This window comes from Paraburkholderia sp. UCT70 (assembly GCF_050434085.1).
GTDB classification, from domain to species: Bacteria; Pseudomonadota; Gammaproteobacteria; order Burkholderiales; family Burkholderiaceae; genus Paraburkholderia; species Paraburkholderia tuberum.
Genome location: NZ_JBNPVZ010000004.1, coordinates 3,862,221 through 3,879,631, shown reverse-complemented (window position 1 = coordinate 3,879,631; position 17,411 = coordinate 3,862,221). Strand labels below are relative to the sequence as shown.

The 17,411-nt window shown below is 63.6% G+C and carries 19 protein-coding genes; 3 read left to right on the top strand and 16 right to left on the bottom strand.

Annotated elements, in window-relative coordinates:
• Window positions 1-47 precede the first annotated feature (47 nt).
• The 4 genes from OKW41_RS43620 to OKW41_RS43605 form a co-directional block, all read right to left on the bottom strand.
• Window positions 48-1,187, bottom strand: coding sequence for a polysaccharide biosynthesis/export family protein (locus OKW41_RS43620; RefSeq protein ID WP_429576245.1), 1,140 nt, complete (start codon window positions 1,185-1,187; stop codon window positions 48-50).
• Between the two features lie 40 nt (window positions 1,188-1,227).
• Window positions 1,228-2,613, bottom strand: a complete 1,386-nt coding sequence (locus tag OKW41_RS43615) for an undecaprenyl-phosphate glucose phosphotransferase (RefSeq protein WP_429576244.1) — start codon at window positions 2,611-2,613, stop codon at window positions 1,228-1,230.
• A 55-nt stretch (window positions 2,614-2,668) separates the two neighbouring features.
• On the bottom strand, window positions 2,669-4,270 hold the full coding sequence (locus OKW41_RS43610) for a sugar phosphate nucleotidyltransferase (protein ID WP_429576243.1): 1,602 nt from the start codon (window positions 4,268-4,270) through the stop codon (window positions 2,669-2,671).
• 90 nt (window positions 4,271-4,360) lie between these two features.
• Entirely contained in the window at window positions 4,361-5,356 is a 996-nt protein-coding gene (locus OKW41_RS43605; protein WP_429576242.1) for a helix-turn-helix domain-containing protein, read from the bottom strand.
• 878 nt (window positions 5,357-6,234) lie between these two features.
• Here OKW41_RS43605 and OKW41_RS43600 point away from each other — a divergent pair.
• Window positions 6,235-6,384: a hypothetical protein gene (locus OKW41_RS43600; protein WP_176109418.1), complete on the top strand. Its 150-nt coding sequence runs from the start codon at window positions 6,235-6,237 to the stop codon at window positions 6,382-6,384.
• A 12-nt stretch (window positions 6,385-6,396) separates the two neighbouring features.
• Here the strand turns inward: OKW41_RS43600 and OKW41_RS43595 are convergent, their stop codons facing one another.
• The 10 genes from OKW41_RS43595 to OKW41_RS43550 form a co-directional block, all read right to left on the bottom strand.
• A complete protein-coding gene (locus OKW41_RS43595; protein WP_429576241.1) occupies window positions 6,397-7,899 on the bottom strand; it encodes an MFS transporter in 1,503 nt (500 codons plus the stop codon).
• A gap of 61 nt (window positions 7,900-7,960) precedes the next feature.
• The gene (locus OKW41_RS43590) at window positions 7,961-9,208 is read right to left on the bottom strand and encodes a CaiB/BaiF CoA transferase family protein (protein ID WP_429576240.1); all 1,248 of its coding nucleotides are present in this window, start codon (window positions 9,206-9,208) and stop codon (window positions 7,961-7,963) included.
• On the bottom strand, window positions 9,205-10,221 hold the full coding sequence (locus OKW41_RS43585; protein ID WP_429576239.1) for a hydroxymethylglutaryl-CoA lyase: 1,017 nt from the start codon (window positions 10,219-10,221) through the stop codon (window positions 9,205-9,207). Before OKW41_RS43585 ends, OKW41_RS43590 begins: the two co-directional genes overlap by 4 nt.
• A 245-nt stretch (window positions 10,222-10,466) precedes the next feature.
• Complete coding sequence (locus OKW41_RS43580) at window positions 10,467-11,360, bottom strand: LysR family transcriptional regulator (RefSeq protein ID WP_429576238.1); 894 nt, start codon at window positions 11,358-11,360, stop codon at window positions 10,467-10,469.
• Between the two features lie 264 nt (window positions 11,361-11,624).
• On the bottom strand, window positions 11,625-12,044 hold the full coding sequence (locus tag OKW41_RS43575) for a hypothetical protein (protein WP_429576237.1): 420 nt from the start codon (window positions 12,042-12,044) through the stop codon (window positions 11,625-11,627).
• 77 nt (window positions 12,045-12,121) lie between these two features.
• The gene (locus tag OKW41_RS43570) at window positions 12,122-12,604 is read right to left on the bottom strand and encodes a hypothetical protein (RefSeq protein WP_187627369.1); all 483 of its coding nucleotides are present in this window, start codon (window positions 12,602-12,604) and stop codon (window positions 12,122-12,124) included.
• Window positions 12,605-12,931, bottom strand: a complete 327-nt coding sequence (locus OKW41_RS43565; RefSeq protein ID WP_429576236.1) for a 3D domain-containing protein — start codon at window positions 12,929-12,931, stop codon at window positions 12,605-12,607.
• A 7-nt stretch (window positions 12,932-12,938) separates the two neighbouring features.
• Window positions 12,939-13,556, bottom strand: a complete 618-nt coding sequence (locus OKW41_RS43560) for a hypothetical protein (protein WP_429576235.1) — start codon at window positions 13,554-13,556, stop codon at window positions 12,939-12,941.
• Between the two features lie 2 nt (window positions 13,557-13,558).
• Entirely contained in the window at window positions 13,559-13,990 is a 432-nt protein-coding gene (locus OKW41_RS43555; protein WP_429576234.1) for a hypothetical protein, read from the bottom strand.
• 46 nt (window positions 13,991-14,036) lie between these two features.
• Window positions 14,037-14,294 (bottom strand): hypothetical protein, encoded by a 258-nt coding sequence (locus OKW41_RS43550; protein WP_429576233.1) that lies wholly within the window; start codon window positions 14,292-14,294, stop codon window positions 14,037-14,039.
• Between the two features lie 121 nt (window positions 14,295-14,415).
• Here OKW41_RS43550 and OKW41_RS43545 point away from each other — a divergent pair, with 121 nt between their 5' ends.
• Both OKW41_RS43545 and OKW41_RS43540 read left to right on the top strand, forming a co-directional pair.
• The gene (locus OKW41_RS43545; RefSeq protein ID WP_184062202.1) at window positions 14,416-15,063 is read left to right on the top strand and encodes a LysE family translocator; all 648 of its coding nucleotides are present in this window, start codon (window positions 14,416-14,418) and stop codon (window positions 15,061-15,063) included.
• Between the two features lie 256 nt (window positions 15,064-15,319).
• Window positions 15,320-16,108, top strand: coding sequence for a sulfite exporter TauE/SafE family protein (locus tag OKW41_RS43540; RefSeq protein WP_429452979.1), 789 nt, complete (start codon window positions 15,320-15,322; stop codon window positions 16,106-16,108).
• 41 nt (window positions 16,109-16,149) lie between these two features.
• On the opposite strand, the gene OKW41_RS43535 is transcribed toward OKW41_RS43540, so the two are convergent.
• Both OKW41_RS43535 and OKW41_RS43530 read right to left on the bottom strand, forming a co-directional pair.
• Window positions 16,150-16,398: a hypothetical protein gene (locus OKW41_RS43535; protein ID WP_184041125.1), complete on the bottom strand. Its 249-nt coding sequence runs from the start codon at window positions 16,396-16,398 to the stop codon at window positions 16,150-16,152.
• A gap of 340 nt (window positions 16,399-16,738) precedes the next feature.
• Window positions 16,739-17,083, bottom strand: coding sequence for a BON domain-containing protein (locus OKW41_RS43530; RefSeq protein ID WP_429452981.1), 345 nt, complete (start codon window positions 17,081-17,083; stop codon window positions 16,739-16,741).
• Window positions 17,084-17,411 lie beyond the last annotated feature (328 nt).

The following is a 17,411-nucleotide window of genomic DNA, read 5'->3' as shown; positions in this document are numbered from 1 at the left end:
TTTCACCCAACAAGGCCTGCCGGTTCAGATATCGCGTCACGCATGCGTCACTTCGACACGACGACTCCCGTCACCGCCGCGTTGATCGCAGGCAACAGCAGGTTCAACACACGGTTGAAGCGAACCAGACCGCCCTGACCGACGTACACGATGTCCTTCGGCTGCAGCTCGAACTGGTTCGCGAGCAGCATCGCCACCGGCGAGGTCGCATCGAGGTGATAGATCTGCGGCGATTCGCTGGTCGAATTGCGGATCACGAACAGCTGCTGCCCCGAGGCCGTATTCGAGTCGAAGCTGCCGCCGTCGGAGACTGCCTGCGACAGCGTCAGCGAGCCGTTGCGCAACGGCAGCACCGTGGCCGGCTTGTTGACTTCGCCCATCACGTAGACGCCGCTGTCTTCGCGCCCGTTCACGCGCACGGTATCGCCCGGCTGCAGATAGATATCCGACGGATTGCGGCCGCGCTTGACGAGGTCGTCGATGTTCAGCCTATAGGTCGTGCCGTTGCGGATCAGATCGACCCGGCTGCGATCCGCGGTCGTGTTGAAGCCGCCGCTCAGGCCGATCGCGTTCGTCAGCGACATCGGAACGTCGTTGATCGATTGCGTGCCCGGTGTGCGCACTTCGCCGTCGATATACACCGTCGCGTTACGGAACGACGCGACGCGCACCGTCACCTCGGGCTTCTGATAGACCTTGCTCAGCCGCGAATGCAGCTCGCGCTGGATCGTCGCGACGTCCTTGCCGGCGACGTGCAGGTTGCCCGCGTACGGAAACTGGATGTCGCCGTTCTCGTCGATCAGGAAGCCCGGACTTGCATCGGAAGGGCGCGAGGTCGTCGGCGGCTGTCCCAGCGCGGCCGCGAGTTCCGGGTGATCCCACACGACGATCTGCAGCACGTCTCCGGGGCCGACCCTGTAGACGGCCGGCTTGCCGAACAGACCCGTCGTCGTCGGCGGCAACGCCGAGGCAGTCTGGTCGGCATTCATCTTCTTCAGCAGTTCCAGATTGATATCGGTGATCGGAATCTGCTTCTGCTGCGAGGCTTCGGTACTGAATTCGCCACCCGTGTCCTGAATCGCGGCCGGCGTGATCATCCGTTGTCCCGGTACGATCTGACATCCGGAAAGCAATGCTGCGCTTGCGAAAACCACAAGACTTCCTGTGCGAAAACCAAGTGAGCTCATGATCTTTACTCCTTCGCCCCGAGGCGTTGTTATCGACTTTCTAGTAAGCGTTTCGATGCACCAGTCCGGCGACAATCGTCGCGCCGATGATCCGCATGTCGAGTGCGAACGACCAGTGACCCAGGTAGTACAGGTCATGTTCGACGCGACGCTCCATCTTCTCGATGCGGTCGGTTTCGCCACGGAAGCCGTTGATTTGCGCCCAGCCCGTGATTCCCGGTTTGATCCGGTAGCGATTGATATAGCCCGCGACCACCTTCTGATAGAGGTCGTCGTGCTCGAGCGCATGGGGACGCGGTCCTACGACCGACATGTCGCCACGCAACACGTTGAAAAATTGCGGCAGCTCGTCGAGGCTCGTGCGGCGCAGAAACGCGCCCACTTTCGTCACGCGCTTGTCGTTGCGCGTCGCCTGGCTCAAGGTGCCCTTCGCTTCGGTATGCGCGCGCATCGAGCGGAACTTGTAGATCGTAAATACACGGCCGTCCGCGCCCTTGCGCTTCTGTTTGAACAGCACCGGTCCGCGCGAGGACAGCTTGACCGCGATCGCGATGCCAAGCAGCAGCGGCGCGAGGGCAACGATCGCGGCCGCGGCGAACAGCCGGTCGAAGACTTCCTTTTTCAGCATCGCGTTGGCCGACAGCGGCGAGGCGACCAGATTGATCGCCGGCACGCCGAGCAGATCGACCACGCCACTGCCTTCGAACAGCGCATGGCTGCGCACGTCCGGCATGAAGCGGATATTCACGAGGTCGTCGCGGAACTCGTCGATCAGCGCGCAGATCAGCGGCTCCTCGGACAGCGACAGCATCAGCCATAACTCGTGCACGTCGTTGGTGCGAATGTAGTCGGCCAGCAGATCCACGCGATCGAACACCGGCACGCGCGGATTCGTCACGCCGGAGTCGTCCGGGCGTGTGTTGTAGACGGCGGTCGCGCGAAAGCCCGCGGTCGGCGCCGACTCGATGCGGCGCAGGAGCGCATCGCACTGCGAACCGCTGCCGACGATCGCCACCTGATGCAGGTTCATACCCGCGCCGCGCGCCCGCGCGAGCACCGCGTGCATGATCACCCGATTCGCGATCAGCAGGCCACCCGTCGTGGCGGTCCAGTACGAGAACCACAGCCGCGACACGATATCGATGCGATGCAGCGAGTACATCAGCACGAGCGCGCAGGCCTGCACGATCAGCCACGCGAGCGACACCTGACCGGCAAGCCCGAGCTTCGAGCGGCCGCGCCATGATTCGTAGACGCCGAACGCGGGAAAGATCGCGAGCGCGAACGCAGCCGAAAACATCACCAGCGCCCAGTAGAAACCCGACTGGCCGAGATAATCAAAGCGGATCCGCGACGCCACGGTCGCACCCGCCAATACCAGAGCGACATCGAAAATCCGCGCGAGCAGATCCTGAAACTTGCGCATTTTACTTACCTCGTTCTGCCGTTCCTGTACGCAAAAAGGGGCGTGCATGGGCTGCCTACGGGCAGCGGCCGTAGTTGTCGTCAAACCTCACGATGTCGTCTTCGCCGAGATAGGTACCCGACTGGATTTCGATGATTTCGAGCGGCACCCTGCCGGGGTTTTCGAGCCGGTGACGCGTGCCGAGCGGAATGTAGGTCGATTCGTTTTCGCTGAGCAGGAACTGCTCTTCGCCGCGCGTGACGAGCGCGGTGCCGCGCACGACCACCCAATGCTCAGCGCGATGATGATGGAGTTGCAGCGACAGCTTTGCGCCGGGCGTCACGACGATGCGCTTGACCTGGAAGCGCTCGCCGCGATCGATCGAGTCGTAGAAGCCCCACGGGCGCCGCACCTTGCGATGCGCGTCGGCCTCCGGCGCGTGCTGCGCCTTGATGCGCGACACGAGCCCCTTGACGTCCTGCACATGCGAGCGATCCACCACGAGCACCGCGTCGGCGGTCTCGACCACGACGACGTTCGCGGTGCCGACGCACGCGACGAGCCGCCCTTCCGAATGCGCATAGCAGGACACCGCGCCTTCGAACGCCACGCGGCCGCGCCCGGCGTTGCCGTTCGGGTCCTTCTCCATCGCGGCCCATACCGCGTCCCATGAGCCGAGGTCGGACCAGCCGGCTTCGAGCGGGATCACGACGCCGGGGGGAATGATCGCGGCTCGACTTTGAGCTTGCAAAGCGTTCTGTGCCGCGCCTTGCGCTTCGACGTTGCTCGCGCTGTCGTCTTGCGCCGGCGCCGGTTCGGTCAAACGCTCCATCACCGCGTAGTCGATCGAATCGGCGGGCACGTCGAGGAACGCGTCGTGCGATGGCCGGAATACGTCGCCGTCCTGCTTGCCGCTCGCGAACGCGGTTGCGCACGGCGCATGCATGTCGGGCCGCAGCGCCGCGAGCGTGTCGAGCCACACGCGCGCACGCACGATGAAGATGCCGCTATTCCACCAGTAGGTGCCGGCCGCCAGGTATTGCCTCGCGATTTCCTCGGCGGGCTTCTCGACGAAACCGTCGATCGCGTGGCCGCCAGCGGCCAATGCCGCGCCGATCCGGATATAGCCGAAGCCGGTGTCGGGACGCGTCGGCGGCACACCGAGCGTCGCAATCGCGCCCTCGCTCGCGTGGTGCGCCGCGCACGCCAGCGCGCGCTGCAGGGCAGGCACGTCCGCGATCGCGTGGTCGGCCGGCATCACGATCAGGATCGCGTCGTCGCCGGCCGCGCACGCGAGCGATGCCGCGAGCGTCAGCGCGGGCGCCGTGTCGCGGCGCGCGGGCTCGACGATCAGACGCGCGTCGACGCCGTTTTCATGCAACTGTTCGGCGATCACGAAGCGATGCTCCTCGCCGCACACGACGATCGGCGAAGCGTCGACGCTCCAGCCCGCCGGGAAGCCCTCGAGCCGCCGCGCGGTCGCCTGCAGCAGCGAGTCGGAGCCGACCACGTCGATCAGCTGCTTCGGAAAGTTTTCGCGCGACACCGGCCAAAGCCGCGTGCCCGAGCCGCCCGCGAGAATGACCGGGACGATGTGCGCGCAGCGCGCGCCAGCAACCCCGGCGCTTGCGCCGTTCGGCTCGACGGATCGGGCGCTCACACCTGCCTGCGTCAACATATCGGGAATCCTTTTCGATCTGCAAGGTACGGCGAACAACGGACCGGTCCCCGCCTGTCATGCGCGGTTACCGGGCTGGCTCCGTCGGTGCTACTCGCCTGCCATGCGGCGGCTTTGAATCCTGAACTCGGTCGGCGAAATCCTCATCCGCTTGCGAAACACTTTCGCGAGCCGGTCGCCGTTGCCCATCCCGGTGCGCCGGGCGATCTTGTCGACCGGCAATTCCGATTCGGTCAACAGACTGCACGTCACCGCGAGGCGCTCGTGCAACAGGAAACTCGACGGCGTGATACCCATTTCCATCTTGAAGCGGCGCAGAAAGTTGCGCTCGCTCATCGCCGCGAACTGCGCGGCATCCGCAATCGAAATCGACTGCTGGCAGTTTTCCTGCAGCCAGCGCGCCGCCGCGCGAACCTTGTCGCCGGGACTCATGCCGCCGTCCTCGCCGAGCAGCGGCGCGAGGTTCGCGCACGAGTCGGACAGCAGCCGCTCGGCAGCCGAGCGCGCGGTCGCGTTGCCCAGATCGCGCTTGATCATCGCGAGCGCGCTGCGCATCGATTCCAGCCGGTCGTTAAGGTCGACAACGCCCTGCTCCGCCGAGCCCACGCCATTTCTGGCCAAGGCCGGCTCGCGCGGGTCGCTCCCGTCCTTGTCCTCGGGCAGGGCCGCCGCGTCGAGCACCGCGCGCCCTTCGGCGATCGGCCGGATCATCGCGGTGTTGCGACGCACGCGCCGCAGCCATCCAAGCAGACGCTCATCGCGCGCCGCCGCCGCCGCACCCTTGCCGCCCGCCACATAGAGCGCGTCGAAGCCGCCGTAATGGCGCGCGTCGAGTCCGTCGGTCCAGACGCGCAAACCCGACGACGAAGTCACCATGCCGCCGCCGGCGGACAAGAACGATACGTCGTACAGCCACGCGCCCGAACCGGAAGTGGCAAGTTCGTTGGCAGCCTGGAACACCTCGGCGATAACCCCCGCCCCTTGCAGCGAGCAGTCGTTGAACAACAGAATCGCGACACGACGCACGCCCTTGTTCGGAGCATGCACCCAGCGCAGCATTGCAGACTCGAGACTCGCGCAGGTCATAGTCATCCTCTCGACAGAAAACGATCTACTACACCTTTTACGATCACGCACAATGCGAACTCCGCGCAGTGCATCATAGCGACGGCCTCCGGCGCTCTGCCGTCATGTCCGAAAGTGCAGACATATTGGCACTATGAATACGTGATCGGCCAGTGCAATTCGGCACAATACCGAAACGATCGTCTTTTCACTGGATTAATCGTCTAACCGCATATGGTTGAATATGTACTCGCAAATCTTAATGCAATTTAAAAAATGAACGTGTACGCCAGCGCACACTGCGCGGCTACTCGAAAAACGGCGTGTCCCTGCCTTATGTACCCACCGAGGCGTATTTTAAAAGAGATTTTTTGCCGGATTTGGCTATTGATGAGTGGAACACGCCCCGCCCCTACCAAGCGGCCCGACTCCATCGACAACGTCCCCTGACGATCCGCGCAAGCGCCACGCAACCGACCCTTCCGCCGTCCAATACAAGCACTCAACGCGCCAGAAAAGATTATTTAATCCATTTTTTCTTGATGGCGGGAATATAAACGTGGCGATTAACGTTTCAAACCTGAAACACGGATATCGGACGACGTTAGCGCCCGCGCAATAGGCGGGCCAATGGCGGAATAAGTCGGGTGCGAGCGGGTGCATTTCCGCCAACCGGTTGCGGAAATGGACTACGAGGTTTCCGCAAGGGGGGTCGGGGACAGCGAACGAAGTCCGCCATCCCTACGCAACGACTGTGACACCTGTGCAAAACGCGCCGCGAAATGGCACGACGCGACGATAGTTCGGCGTCGCCTGACAGGTTTACGGCGGGCAAGCGCACATAGAAGTGGTTCTGAACGGGTTACGATGCCCCCGACAAACGCGCTGGAACCGCACACATGAACGGCATTTCATGGATCACGCTGATACTTGCCACGATGATCGGCGGGTTCCTGTTCGCGATGATCGGCGTGGTGCTGCTCGCGCTGCTGCTCGGCAACGTATCGGACCGGCTGTCGAGCAACGACGAGACTCGCCAGGACTCCTAGGGCCTGTTCACGCTACTTCGAAAGATCCTCGAGCGCGACATCGCGCGTCTTCGGTCCCAGCGTACCGATCGCGACCATGACGATCGCCATTGCCCCCGAGATGAACACGAACACGCCGTTCACGCCGAAGCGACCGAGGCAGGCGGCGATCACGAACGCCGAGAACATCGCCGAAATCCGGCTCCACGAGTAAACGAAGCCGACCGCGCGCGCGCGTATGCCGGTCGGAAACAGTTCGGCCTGATACGCGTGATAGCTGTATGAAATGATGTTGCCCGCGAGCACGAGGCACACGCCGAGACTCACGAGCAGCACCGTCTCGCGCGCCTGGCTGAACGCGAGTCCGCACACGACGTTGACAGCCGCCATGCAGATGATGACGGTCTTGCGCTCGAAGCGATCGGCGATCAGCAGCCCCAGCAACGGCCCGAGCGGCGCCGCGATCGCGATGATGCTCGCGTACATCAGACTCGTCGTCACCGTGATGCCCTGCCTGATCAGCAGCGTCGGAATCCAGTTCGCGAAGCCGTAGTAGCCCATCGTCTGGAACACGTGAAAGATGATCAGCATCAGCGTGCGCTTACGATACGGCGGCACCAGCAGATCGCGAAACGCCGCGCGCGCGCGCATCGGTTCGGGCAGCGCCGGCTCGGGCAACGGCAGGCCGCATTGGCGCCGATACTCGCGCGCGACGCGTGCTTCGAGACGCGTCATCACCGCGTCGGCTTCGTCGAGGCGGCCTTTTTGCGCGAGCCACCGCGGGCTCTCCGGCAAGCCGCGGCGAATCCACCAAACCACGATCGCGCCAATCGCGCCGATCAGCACGACCACACGCCAGCCGTCGAGACCGAACAGGCGTTGCGGCACCAGCAGATACGACAGGAACGCGACGATCGGCACCGCGCAGAAGCCGACCGCCTGCGAGCACGCCGAAGCGCGCCCGCGAATGTGCTTCGGCACAAGTTCGGAAATATACGTGCCGATCGTGACGATCTCGACGCCGATGCCGATCCCCGCGATCAAGCGCCAGCAGTTCAATCCGAGCGCCGTGTGCTGGAACGCCATCACGACGTTGGCCGCCGTGTACCACAGCAGCGACCAGGTGAAGATCGCGCGCCGGCCGAAGCGGTCGGCGAGAAAGCCGCAGGCCGCCGTGCCGATGAACAGGCCCGCGAACAGCGCGGCGATGAAACTCGCGACGCCGCTCGTGCCGAACAGGCCGCGCGTCGTGGCCGTCAGCAGGCCGCTGTGCACGAGTCCCGGCGCGATATAGCCGGAGTACATCAGGTCGTAGAGTTCGAAGAACATGCCGAAGCTCAGCAGCATCACGAGTTGCCAGATCGTGCGAGTCGCGGGTAGCCGGTCGAGCCGCGCGGAAATGCGCGCGCCGTCGAGCGCGATCGCGCCGGCGCGGTCCGAGCCTGCTGCATCTGCGCCCGCGTCCGTGGGTGAGTCGCCCAGCGCGCCGGCATCGCCGAGCGCCGTTGCGTACATCGCCTGATTCGACGATTTCATCGTCTGTCTCCAGAATTATTGGTCTATTGCCCGCTGCACCGGGTCAAGCGCGGCACGACGCTCACGCAGCCGCGCGCGGCGCCCGCGATTCCACGCCACCGCCGAGCTCCGCGATCCGCGCGTCGTCGAACCCGAGTTCGCGCAGCACCTCGACGGTGTGCTCGCCGATCTTCGCGATCGGCCGACGCGGCCCGAGACGCGCACCGTCGAGAGAAATCGGCAGCAACGGCATCGCGGTTTCGCTGCCGTCGTCGAGCTTCAGCGGTACGAGGCCGCCGCTCGCGTTCAGGTGCGGATCGTCGAACAACTCCTCGGGCTTCGTGATCGACGCGAACGGAATGTGATTGCGCTCGAACAGCGGCACGAGCGTCGCGCCGTCGAGACGGCTCAGGCTTTCGCCGAGCGTCTGCAGCAGCCAGCCGCGCGCGAGCACGCGGTCGTTGTTGGTCGCGAGGCGCGCATCGGCGAGCAGATCGTCGCGTTCGAGAATCGCGCACAGCGCGCGCCACTGCGCGTCGCCGGTCGCGGCGATGAACATCTGCTCGCCGTGCGAGAGCGTAAACACGTCGTAGACGGCCCAGGCGCTGATGCGCTCGGGCATCGGCGCGGCGGCCACGCCGGTCGCCGCGAACTGCTGCATGTGCTGCGCCGAGAGCAGCACGCAGTTCTCGAACAGCGCGCTCTGCACCTCCTTGCCGCGGCCGCTCGCGTGCCGTTCGTGCAGCGCCGCCAGCACGCCGATCGCGCCGAACATGCCGCCCATGATGTCGTTGACCGAGCTGCCCGCGCGTAGCGGACGGCCCACCGGACCGGTCATGTACGCGAGGCCCGCCATCATCTGCACGACTTCGTCGAGTGCCAGACGATGTTCGTACGGACCATTGAGAAAGCCCTTGTGGGACACGTAAATCAGCCTGGGATTGCGCTCGCGCAGCGTCGCGTAATCGAGGCCGAGACTCGCCATGCGGCCGGGCTTGAAGTTTTCGACGAAGACGTCGGCGCTATCGACGAGTTGCTTCAGCGCGGCGAGACCGGCTTCACTGTCGAGATCGAGCGCGACGCTCTTCTTGTTGCGATTGAAGGTGCGGAAAAAGCCCGCGCCGGTGCCGAGCAGCCGGCGCGTGCTGTCGCCGCGCGGCGGCTCGACCTTGATCACTTCGGCGCCGAGGTCGCCGAGAATCATGCCGCAGGTCGGACCCATCACCATATGCGACAACTCGATCACGCGGATGCCCGCGAGCGGCAAGGAACCCGGCTCCGGCGAAGACGTCGACGACGAAGCTGAAGCAGCGGAGGAAAGCGGAGTCATTGCGGCACCTGCGGAACGGAAGAATGGGGACAACGCAAAGATTCGGCGTAGCTGGCGGAGTCGCGCGCGACCGCTTGCGCGTGCGCGAACTGTTTCGGCAATCCCGCTCGCGCGAGATAGCCGTACAGCGGCTCGCCCGGCAGTGCTTGCGCCAGCACCGCGCGCGATGCGAGTAGCCGCGCGATGTCGATGCCGGTGTCGTAGCCCATGTTGTGGAGCATGAACACGAGGTCTTCGGTATTGACGTTGCCGGTTGCGCCCGGCGCATGCGGACAGCCGCCGAGACCAGCCAGCGACGCATCGAACTCGCGGATCCCGTGCTGCAGCGCGACCAGCGTGTTGGCGAGCCCGAGGCCGCGCGTGTCGTGGAAATGCAGCGAGCGCAGCCTGTCGCCCGCAACGTCGCGCACCAGCTCGATGACCTCGCCGACCTGACGCGGCGTCGCTTCGCCGGTCGTATCGCCGAGCGCAATTACGTCGGCGCCGGCCTGCATCGCGGCGCGCGCGATCGCGGCGATATCCGCGTACGGCACGGCGCCCTGCAGCGTGCAGCCGAACACCGTCGACAAACCGGCGATCAACTCGACGCGGCGCCCACCTGCCGGGGACGCGCCATCGATCAGCTCGCGCATCGCGGCGAACGCGTCGATCATCTCGGCGGGTGTCTTGCGCACGTTCGCGGCGCTATGCGCGGCGCTCACCGAAATCGGCACGACGATGCGCTCTACGCCAGCCTCGAGCGCGTGCTGCGCGCCCTTCAGGTTCGGCACGAGCGCGCTCACGCTGAGATCGTCGTAGCTACGGGCGTGGGCGACCACGTCGGCGGCGTCCGCCATTTGCGGAAGCAGCTTCGCCGGCACGAACGACGCGACTTCCATGTGGCGCACACCGGCCGCGTAGGCGGCGTCGATCCAGCGCCGCTTGTCGTCGGTGGACATGATGCGGGCAATGCTTTGCAGACCGTCGCGCAGACCGACTTCGGTCACGACGACGCGCTCGCGGGTTTCATTCATTGGTTGGAATCCTGGTCGTGGACGCGGGCTTCAGAGGCCCGTTGGATGGAAGTGATGCGCTGATTGGGTCACAGCGTGCCCGCGTGACGACGTGCGGCAAAGTCTGCTTTGACGAAGCACACCATCGCCGCTCGCGATGGCCGCTCAGGCCGATGGGGCGGGCTTTGGCGCTCGCCTGGGTGAAATGCTTAGGGGTTTGTCTGGGGAGGTGGCGAAGGCGCGGGTGACGAGGTGCGTCGCCCGTCTTATCTGGCGCCCAGCAGATGCTCGAGCAATCGCGCGGCCGCCAGCGTCAACGCCGCGCGATCGCGCATGCAGATCACGAAGCGCCGCGCGGCCCAAGCCTCGCGCAACGGCACGGCGACGATGCCGTACTCGTCGGCCGCATGGCGCGGCAGCGCCTCGCGCGGCAGGATCGCGACCGCGAGACCCGCCTGGATGAAGCGATAGGCGGCGTCGAACGTCGATACATAGGTGCGGTAATTCAACTCGCTGCCCTTCTCCAGCGCGATGCGCTGCATCAGCGCGTTGACCGACGCATTCGATGCGAGCCCCAGATGATCGAACCCGAGCGTCTGCTCGAAGCCGATCTGCGTCTCGCCCGCGAGCGGATGCGCGCGCGGCACGATCAGCGCGAGATGGTCGGCGCGATATGGCAACGTGTCGAGACTGCCGAGCGGCACGGTGTCGCGGCAGATGCCCAGATCGGCCACACCCTCTTCGAGCCCGCGCACGATGTCCGCGCTGACGCGCTCCTCGACGTCGACGCGAATCGCCGGATTCGCCTGCAGAAATGCCGACAACGCCTCGGGCAAAAACTCCACCATCGACGACACGTTGGCGAGCACGCGCACATGCCCACGCGCGCCGGCCGCGTACTCGCTGAGCTCGGCCTGCAGGCGTTCGTGGCCGCGCATGATGAGCCGCGCGTGGCGCAACAGCGCTTCGCCGGCGGCGGTCGCGCGCACGCCGCGCTGGCTGCGCGACAGCAACGCGACATCGACGAGCGCTTCGAGATCGGCGAGCCGCTTGCTGACCGCCGACGGCGCGATGAACTCACGCTCGGCCGCGCGCGCGATCGTGCCTTCCTCGCACACGGCGATGAACAAGCGCAGCGTCACCTGATCGATTTGCCACATCGGCGCAGCGGATTTGTGGGTTTGGGGTTGGGGGAAATTATGGTTGATCGTTGAAAACTGTGGAGGGATTTCGGTCGCTTGCGTAATCTGGCACCTGGATTCTGGGGAGTTGGGAGGAAATTGCTGGATCGTCCAACTGAAGGAGGTGCTCGCGGCCACGCATCAACGAAGCACACCTTCGGTGCGTTCACGCTTCCCACGCTTGACGCTCGAATGGAAAGCCCCGCAAAGCGAGGCGATTATTGCAGCCGTACCGTTCGGAAGCTATTGGGCTTCGGGTGGCTCGACTCCGATAGAGTCCAGCGTTTCCGTAATTGAGGTGGTTTCGCGTAGATCGCTGCCGGTTATTTGCTGACGGTGGCTATCAAAAAACTCCGTCTTAGTATCGATTACAAGCGTAATAGGAGTGCCGCCGTGCGGACTATGCCAGATAGCCTGGAACCTGTATGGCCCCATTCGCGCGCCGCCCATTTGGGGCATTGTCAGACTATCTATTCGGACTCCCCATCCCGTATCTGTAACCGAAAACGATTGCAATATAAATTCCTTGAATTGCGGGCGATTGTTCAGCATTGGCACGATGTTATCGTTGAAGCTAACCGACCCTTCTGCGTAGGCAGTCGGAACAAGCAACGTACAGAACAACCAGGCGCTGAGTGCCTGTGCTAAACGTTGTTTATCCATAACCCTATTGCTCAATGGTGGTGCCGGTTTGCGTGACCCGGCCGCGTGGAGCCCCACGTGAACGAGGCAGCATCGCGCTATCTGCCGCGTTGGCCATTTTTTTCCGAGCACGTCTGTGGCTCGATACTGTGCTTCAGTCCACCGGGGACAGATTCCGGCTGGTCTTTTTCCGGCGGCTCTATCGTTACACTCTCGATGTATTCTTGAATGCGAATCGCCTTTTTCAAATCGCCTCCCACCTTCTTCCCGCGCGCGTCGATAAAATCAGTGTGCGTATTTATAGTGAGAATCACTGGCTTTACACCTGAATTCCCGTGCCAATTTGCCCACATTGAGTAAGGCCCGATTCTATCCCCTCCTAGAGCCTTCGATTGAATGTCGCCGATTCGCGTCCCCATTGGATCGCCGACGATATCGAAGTTACAAAGCACGAGCTCTCTCAAAACGGAGTTTTTATTCAATAGCGGAATGATTGTCGAATCAAAATCGACCGATCCCGTCCCATCTAGCGCGAAAGAGACAAATGGAAAAAACAACAGGAGAGGAAAAGCTTTTTTCATTTAATAACCCAGGAATTTGACACGGGCGTTTTGGAGATCCCCTCCCGATGCTTGCCATGCGCGCGTCGCCGCGCTTCCGGGACCACTGAAGTGGTCGATATGTGCGCCGCGAATGCCACCGCCCGTATCATCGGCAGACCGCTCGCCGACTATTCGCCTACCATCGCTAGAGGCAATATAAACCCGCGAACGCCCGGGAATAACGGTAGGATCAGTAGCTATCGAACGATTCGCCACTACATCAGCAAACCGACCATGTGCGGCGTCAGTTTCACTCAGGCGCGCTTGTGCAGGCTTGTTGAGGATATCCGGATTTCCCGGCTGCATTTTTATGTCATCCGCCGCCGCCGCCATTCCACCGGACGAAACGACGATCCAACGTCTCGCCTGTTCCCTGCATTGGTACGCCGGCTGCACCATATAGGAAGTCTTGCCGATGACTTCCAGACACGCCAGGCGCCTGAACCATTGGGCCGTGCGCATCACGTTCGTCTGCAATGATGTAATGCGTAACCTGAAAGCCAGCTTCGTACCATGCTTCCTTCAGCTTTATCCGCAGAGGAACCGCCGTTATATTTTCGTCGGCGACCGCAAGTGTCAAGTCTCCTGATTCGCGCGATTCGAGAATAACCGTCGCGCAACCGTCTAAATCGGTCGGGCCCGAGACCTGTACTGTGTCGTTCGGACGACTACTGCTGATAGATACGGTGCGACCGAAAACAGAATTTCGTCGACGACTTTTCATTGTGACTTTGATAGCCAGACGGTACAGAATCTTTCCGTGCATCACACGCGAGGATGAGGGAATGATAGGCAACTTGTCGCCGTAACTGTTGTCTGGAATATTCCACGACAACAGGTTCGCGGCAATCCGAACTTCAACGCACGAGTTCGGGTTCGTGTTTGTACACGCGGTGTCGTGAACCGTTAGCCAATCCGGACTTTCCGGCATTCCTATTTCTCCAATTGAAGTTTGAGGCTTGCTGTTCCGCGAGTAACTACGCGCACAGTGTGTCCGCTCTGGCTTGTGGTTCCTGTTATCACCCGTTTACCGTCAACGACAATTCTGTAACGCACGTTGGCGAGGGGTTGGCCATCGCTTTTTTTGAGCACGTAATACTCGTCGTGAGTGCGAATTTTCGACGTCAGCGCTGAGGCTGCCGTGCGACCGCGGCAATCGCACGCCCATGCATAACCCAGGGCGTCGGCCATTTCGTAACCGGTCGAATACGACCGAAGCCTATCCTGCGGAAACCATTCGCCAGTTTCGACGTTCATCGACATTGCAGACGGCATTGACGGGAAGTTTGAGTATATTGAATAGGTGACACGACAAACTTGGCACTCTTCCTCGCCCACGGCACCTTCCTTTTTCTGTTGCCCCATTTGTCCTCTTTTGATTTTTCAGAAAACACCTGGCGAATTAAGCATCCTAAACGGGGGCACGGTCAATGATTTTAATTTGAGACAAAACTTCTTTGACAGATATTAACGATTGCTCTGGCCATCTCATTTTTAGGCGATTTTTTCCAGATATCACGGCCAAACAAAAAAGCGGCATTGAGCCGCAATGCCGTTCAGTTAAGCAACTGAGCGGCATTTTTGTTTTTCTGACAAAAAAGCCGTTGTAAGCGAGCATGGCGATGTTAGCTTTCATCGCCATGCTGGCCGATGCGCTGAAGCGAGTCATCGCGCGTCGAGTCTCACCCATCCCCGCCCTTGCCCGCGATTTTCGGTCTGGCTATGCTGGCGGGTGCGCCGGCTGCCCGCAGGCGACCGCCCCAACCAGAACAACGCTCGAGAACCTGCCCATGTCCACCACCAGTCTGTTTTTCACGGCCGCCGGCGTCGGCCTCGCGATCGCCGCGCCGGTCGGCCCGATGGGCATGCTGTGCATCCGCCGAACGCTGAGCGGCGGTCCGCGAGCGGGACTCGCGATCGGCTTCGGCATCGCCAGCGGCGACGCGGCCTACGGGCTGATCGCGGCGCTCGGCCTCGTCGGCATTTCTCAGTTCATGCTCGCGTACGACCGCCCGCTGCATCTGCTCGCGGGCCTGTTCCTGCTGTATCTCGGCGTGCGCGCGCTGCTGCAGAAGCCGCCCGCTGAAACCGCCGACGGCAATGGCAACGGCAACGGCAAGCTCGCGCAGATCGGCCGCGCCGGCGCGCTGCGTGCGTACGCGAGCGCGCTGCTGTTGACGCTGACCAATCCGCAGACCGTCATCATGTTCGCGGCGCTATTCACGACGCTCGCGCCACGCGGCGCGTTCTCGCCGGCCATCGCGCTGACGACGGTCGGCGGTGTGTTCGCCGGTTCGATCGCGTGGTGGTGCTGTCTGGTGACCATGGTGTCGCTCGCGCGTCATGCGATCGGCAGCAGGCTACGCGTCGCGATCGATCGCGTGGTCGGCTTCACGCTCGCGGCGTTCGGCGTCGTCGAAATCCGCCGCGCGCTCTGAGCGGCACCTCACACGCCATGCGGCACATCAGCGCCGTACACGCCTAACGCAGCCCGCTGCCAGCCGCGACGCGCTCCCCCTGAACAAGTGCCGCACGTTGGCGCGGCAGTTTTGCGACAATAGCGCCTTTCGCCGCTGAGGCGCCGGCCGACACGGCCGTGCAGCGCACCGCACGCCGCCACACCCACCCGCCCCGGCGCGTACGCCGGCCTTGCCGCCCCAACCCTTCACCCGCGCTGCGTCAGCTGTCCGTTCAATGGCTCTACCCCACATCGATCTGCTGTACTCCGTCTCCGGCCTGTTCGTCGGCTTTCTGGTCGGGCTGACGGGCGTCGGCGGCGGCTCGCTGATGACGCCGATCCTCGTCCTGCTGTTCAAGGTGCACCCTGCCACCGCGGTCGGCACCGACCTGCTGTACGCGGCCGCCACCAAGGCGACCGGCACGCTGGTGCACGGGCTGAAGGGCTCGGTCGACTGGCAGGTCACGCTGCGCCTCGCGGCCGGCAGCGTGCCCGCGGCGACCGTCACGCTGATCCTGCTGCATCGCTATGGAATGGATACGCCCGGCGCGGGCCGGCTGATCCAGGTCGTGCTCGGCGCGGCGCTGCTGATTACCGCGATCGCGCTGGTGTTCCGTCCGCAGCTCGCGGCGCTCGGCGCGCGCAAGCAACGCGCGCCGAGCCAGGCACGCACGCTCGCGCTGACCATGCTGACCGGCGCGACCCTCGGCGTGCTGGTGTCGTTGACGTCGGTGGGCGCGGGTGCGATCGGCGTCACGGTGTTGTTGCTGCTGTATCCGATGCTGCCGACGACGCGCATCGTCGGCTCCGACATCGCGCACGCGGTGCCGCTGACCTTGCTCGCGGGCGCCGGACATTGGCTGCTCGGCTCGATCGACTGGTCGATGCTGCTGTCGCTGCTGGTGGGATCGCTGCCCGGCATCGCGATCGGCAGCTATCTGGCCTCGCGCGCGCCGGACGCGCTGCTGCGCAATCTGCTCGCCGCGACGCTGACGCTGGTCGGCGTGCGGCTGGTGTTGTCGTGAGGCGCTGAAGACGCGTCAAGCGCGCACACCGCAACCCGTGTCTATTTGAAAAACCGGCAGGTCAGATCCGCCTCGAACTGCCTGACCCACTGACCGTGGCGGTCGTAATACGACTGTGACCAGCTGCCGCGCCGCACGGTGACGACCCGCTCGTGCGCCGGCTCACCGGGTGCCGCGCTCGCGCTGATGTCGAAATGCGCGGGCGCGAAACCGTGTCGCGCGCACACCAGTTCGAATGCCGCGCGATCGCCGATCGGCAGATCGATATAGCGAAACAGCGTGGTTTCCATGACCTTGGCTCCCTCTTCCCTCTTGGTCACAGTACGCCTCGCGATGCGTCGGTAATGTGTCGCAGCGCACGAATCCGCGACGGCCGCGCCTCCATCAGGACCTGTGCGTGCGGCAAGCCGCATTGCTGCGGTCCCGCAAACCTCGCGAGTGCCACGCCTTAAAACCGGCTGCGAAAAAAAAGCTCCGGCGATCATGCCGGAGCCTCCAGGTTGATAGATAGACCTCGCGCCGCGATGCAAGCGCGGCGTCAAACCGTCTCCGCGACGCCGGTGACGGCGCCCATGCACCAAGCCGCGGCGCGACGCGGCCCTTGCGGCGCCGCGCGCGCACGCGCATCGCTTACTGCTGCATCACGGTCAGCTTGTTCGACACCGACGTCACGCCCGCGACACCCTTGGCGGCTTCGCCGGCCGAATCGATCTGACCCTGGTCCGGCACCGTGCCGGTCAGCGTCACCGCGCCGCCGCGCGCGCGCACGGCGATGCTCGATACGTCGAGACCTTGGGTCTTGGCCAGCGCGGCGCGCACCTTGCGGCCGAGTTCGTGATTCGCGTGCTTGCCGGCCTTGACTGCGGCTGCCGCCGACGCCGTATCGGTTGCCGGAGCGTTTTGGGCGTAGACGTTGCACGCCACCACCATCGCCACAACCGGACCCAGTGCTTTCAGAAAACCGACCGTCTTCATAGCTCTCTTCTCCTTGGTTTCACATTGGACCGCATGAACAAGCGGCATCGTTACGACTACGGGCGGCCGTCATCGCGCGAACGCGCGCGTGAGCGACGGCCATCAACGGCTATGACAGGATGTGCAAGAGGCGAGAGAGGCTAATTACCGGTAACCGGCAAACCGCGACGTCCGCCGACGCACCCGGTTCTTGTCCGTCTTGCCGGGGTCGCGCCGCAAACGCTGGATCGCGGTAGCGATGCACAATTTAATCTAGCCGGCACAGAAGCGCAAAGGGTTTAGCGTGCGGCGTGGCGCGCCGACAGCGGGCGCATCATGCGTGCCGGAT

What these genes read in the sequence shown, in the direction of transcription:
- OKW41_RS43620 (WP_429576245.1), bottom strand. Translation starts at nt 1,187, where the DNA reads ATGAGCTCACTTGGTTTTCGCACAGGAAGTCTTGTGGTTTTCGCAAGC.
- OKW41_RS43615 (WP_429576244.1), bottom strand. Translation starts at nt 2,613, where the DNA reads ATGCGCAAGTTTCAGGATCTGCTCGCGCGGATTTTCGATGTCGCTCTG.
- OKW41_RS43610 (WP_429576243.1), bottom strand. Translation starts at nt 4,270, where the DNA reads ATGTTGACGCAGGCAGGTGTGAGCGCCCGATCCGTCGAGCCGAACGGC.
- OKW41_RS43605 (WP_429576242.1), bottom strand. Translation starts at nt 5,356, where the DNA reads ATGACCTGCGCGAGTCTCGAGTCTGCAATGCTGCGCTGGGTGCATGCT.
- OKW41_RS43600 (WP_176109418.1), top strand. Translation starts at nt 6,235, where the DNA reads ATGAACGGCATTTCATGGATCACGCTGATACTTGCCACGATGATCGGC.
- OKW41_RS43595 (WP_429576241.1), bottom strand. Translation starts at nt 7,899, where the DNA reads ATGAAATCGTCGAATCAGGCGATGTACGCAACGGCGCTCGGCGATGCC.
- OKW41_RS43590 (WP_429576240.1), bottom strand. Translation starts at nt 9,208, where the DNA reads ATGACTCCGCTTTCCTCCGCTGCTTCAGCTTCGTCGTCGACGTCTTCG.
- OKW41_RS43585 (WP_429576239.1), bottom strand. Translation starts at nt 10,221, where the DNA reads ATGAATGAAACCCGCGAGCGCGTCGTCGTGACCGAAGTCGGTCTGCGC.
- OKW41_RS43580 (WP_429576238.1), bottom strand. Translation starts at nt 11,360, where the DNA reads ATGTGGCAAATCGATCAGGTGACGCTGCGCTTGTTCATCGCCGTGTGC.
- OKW41_RS43575 (WP_429576237.1), bottom strand. Translation starts at nt 12,044, where the DNA reads ATGGATAAACAACGTTTAGCACAGGCACTCAGCGCCTGGTTGTTCTGT.
- OKW41_RS43570 (WP_187627369.1), bottom strand. Translation starts at nt 12,604, where the DNA reads ATGAAAAAAGCTTTTCCTCTCCTGTTGTTTTTTCCATTTGTCTCTTTC.
- OKW41_RS43565 (WP_429576236.1), bottom strand. Translation starts at nt 12,931, where the DNA reads ATGCAGCCGGGAAATCCGGATATCCTCAACAAGCCTGCACAAGCGCGC.
- OKW41_RS43560 (WP_429576235.1), bottom strand. Translation starts at nt 13,556, where the DNA reads ATGCCGGAAAGTCCGGATTGGCTAACGGTTCACGACACCGCGTGTACA.
- OKW41_RS43555 (WP_429576234.1), bottom strand. Translation starts at nt 13,990, where the DNA reads ATGGGGCAACAGAAAAAGGAAGGTGCCGTGGGCGAGGAAGAGTGCCAA.
- OKW41_RS43550 (WP_429576233.1), bottom strand. Translation starts at nt 14,294, where the DNA reads ATGACTCGCTTCAGCGCATCGGCCAGCATGGCGATGAAAGCTAACATC.
- OKW41_RS43545 (WP_184062202.1), top strand. Translation starts at nt 14,416, where the DNA reads ATGTCCACCACCAGTCTGTTTTTCACGGCCGCCGGCGTCGGCCTCGCG.
- OKW41_RS43540 (WP_429452979.1), top strand. Translation starts at nt 15,320, where the DNA reads ATGGCTCTACCCCACATCGATCTGCTGTACTCCGTCTCCGGCCTGTTC.
- OKW41_RS43535 (WP_184041125.1), bottom strand. Translation starts at nt 16,398, where the DNA reads ATGGAAACCACGCTGTTTCGCTATATCGATCTGCCGATCGGCGATCGC.
- OKW41_RS43530 (WP_429452981.1), bottom strand. Translation starts at nt 17,083, where the DNA reads ATGAAGACGGTCGGTTTTCTGAAAGCACTGGGTCCGGTTGTGGCGATG.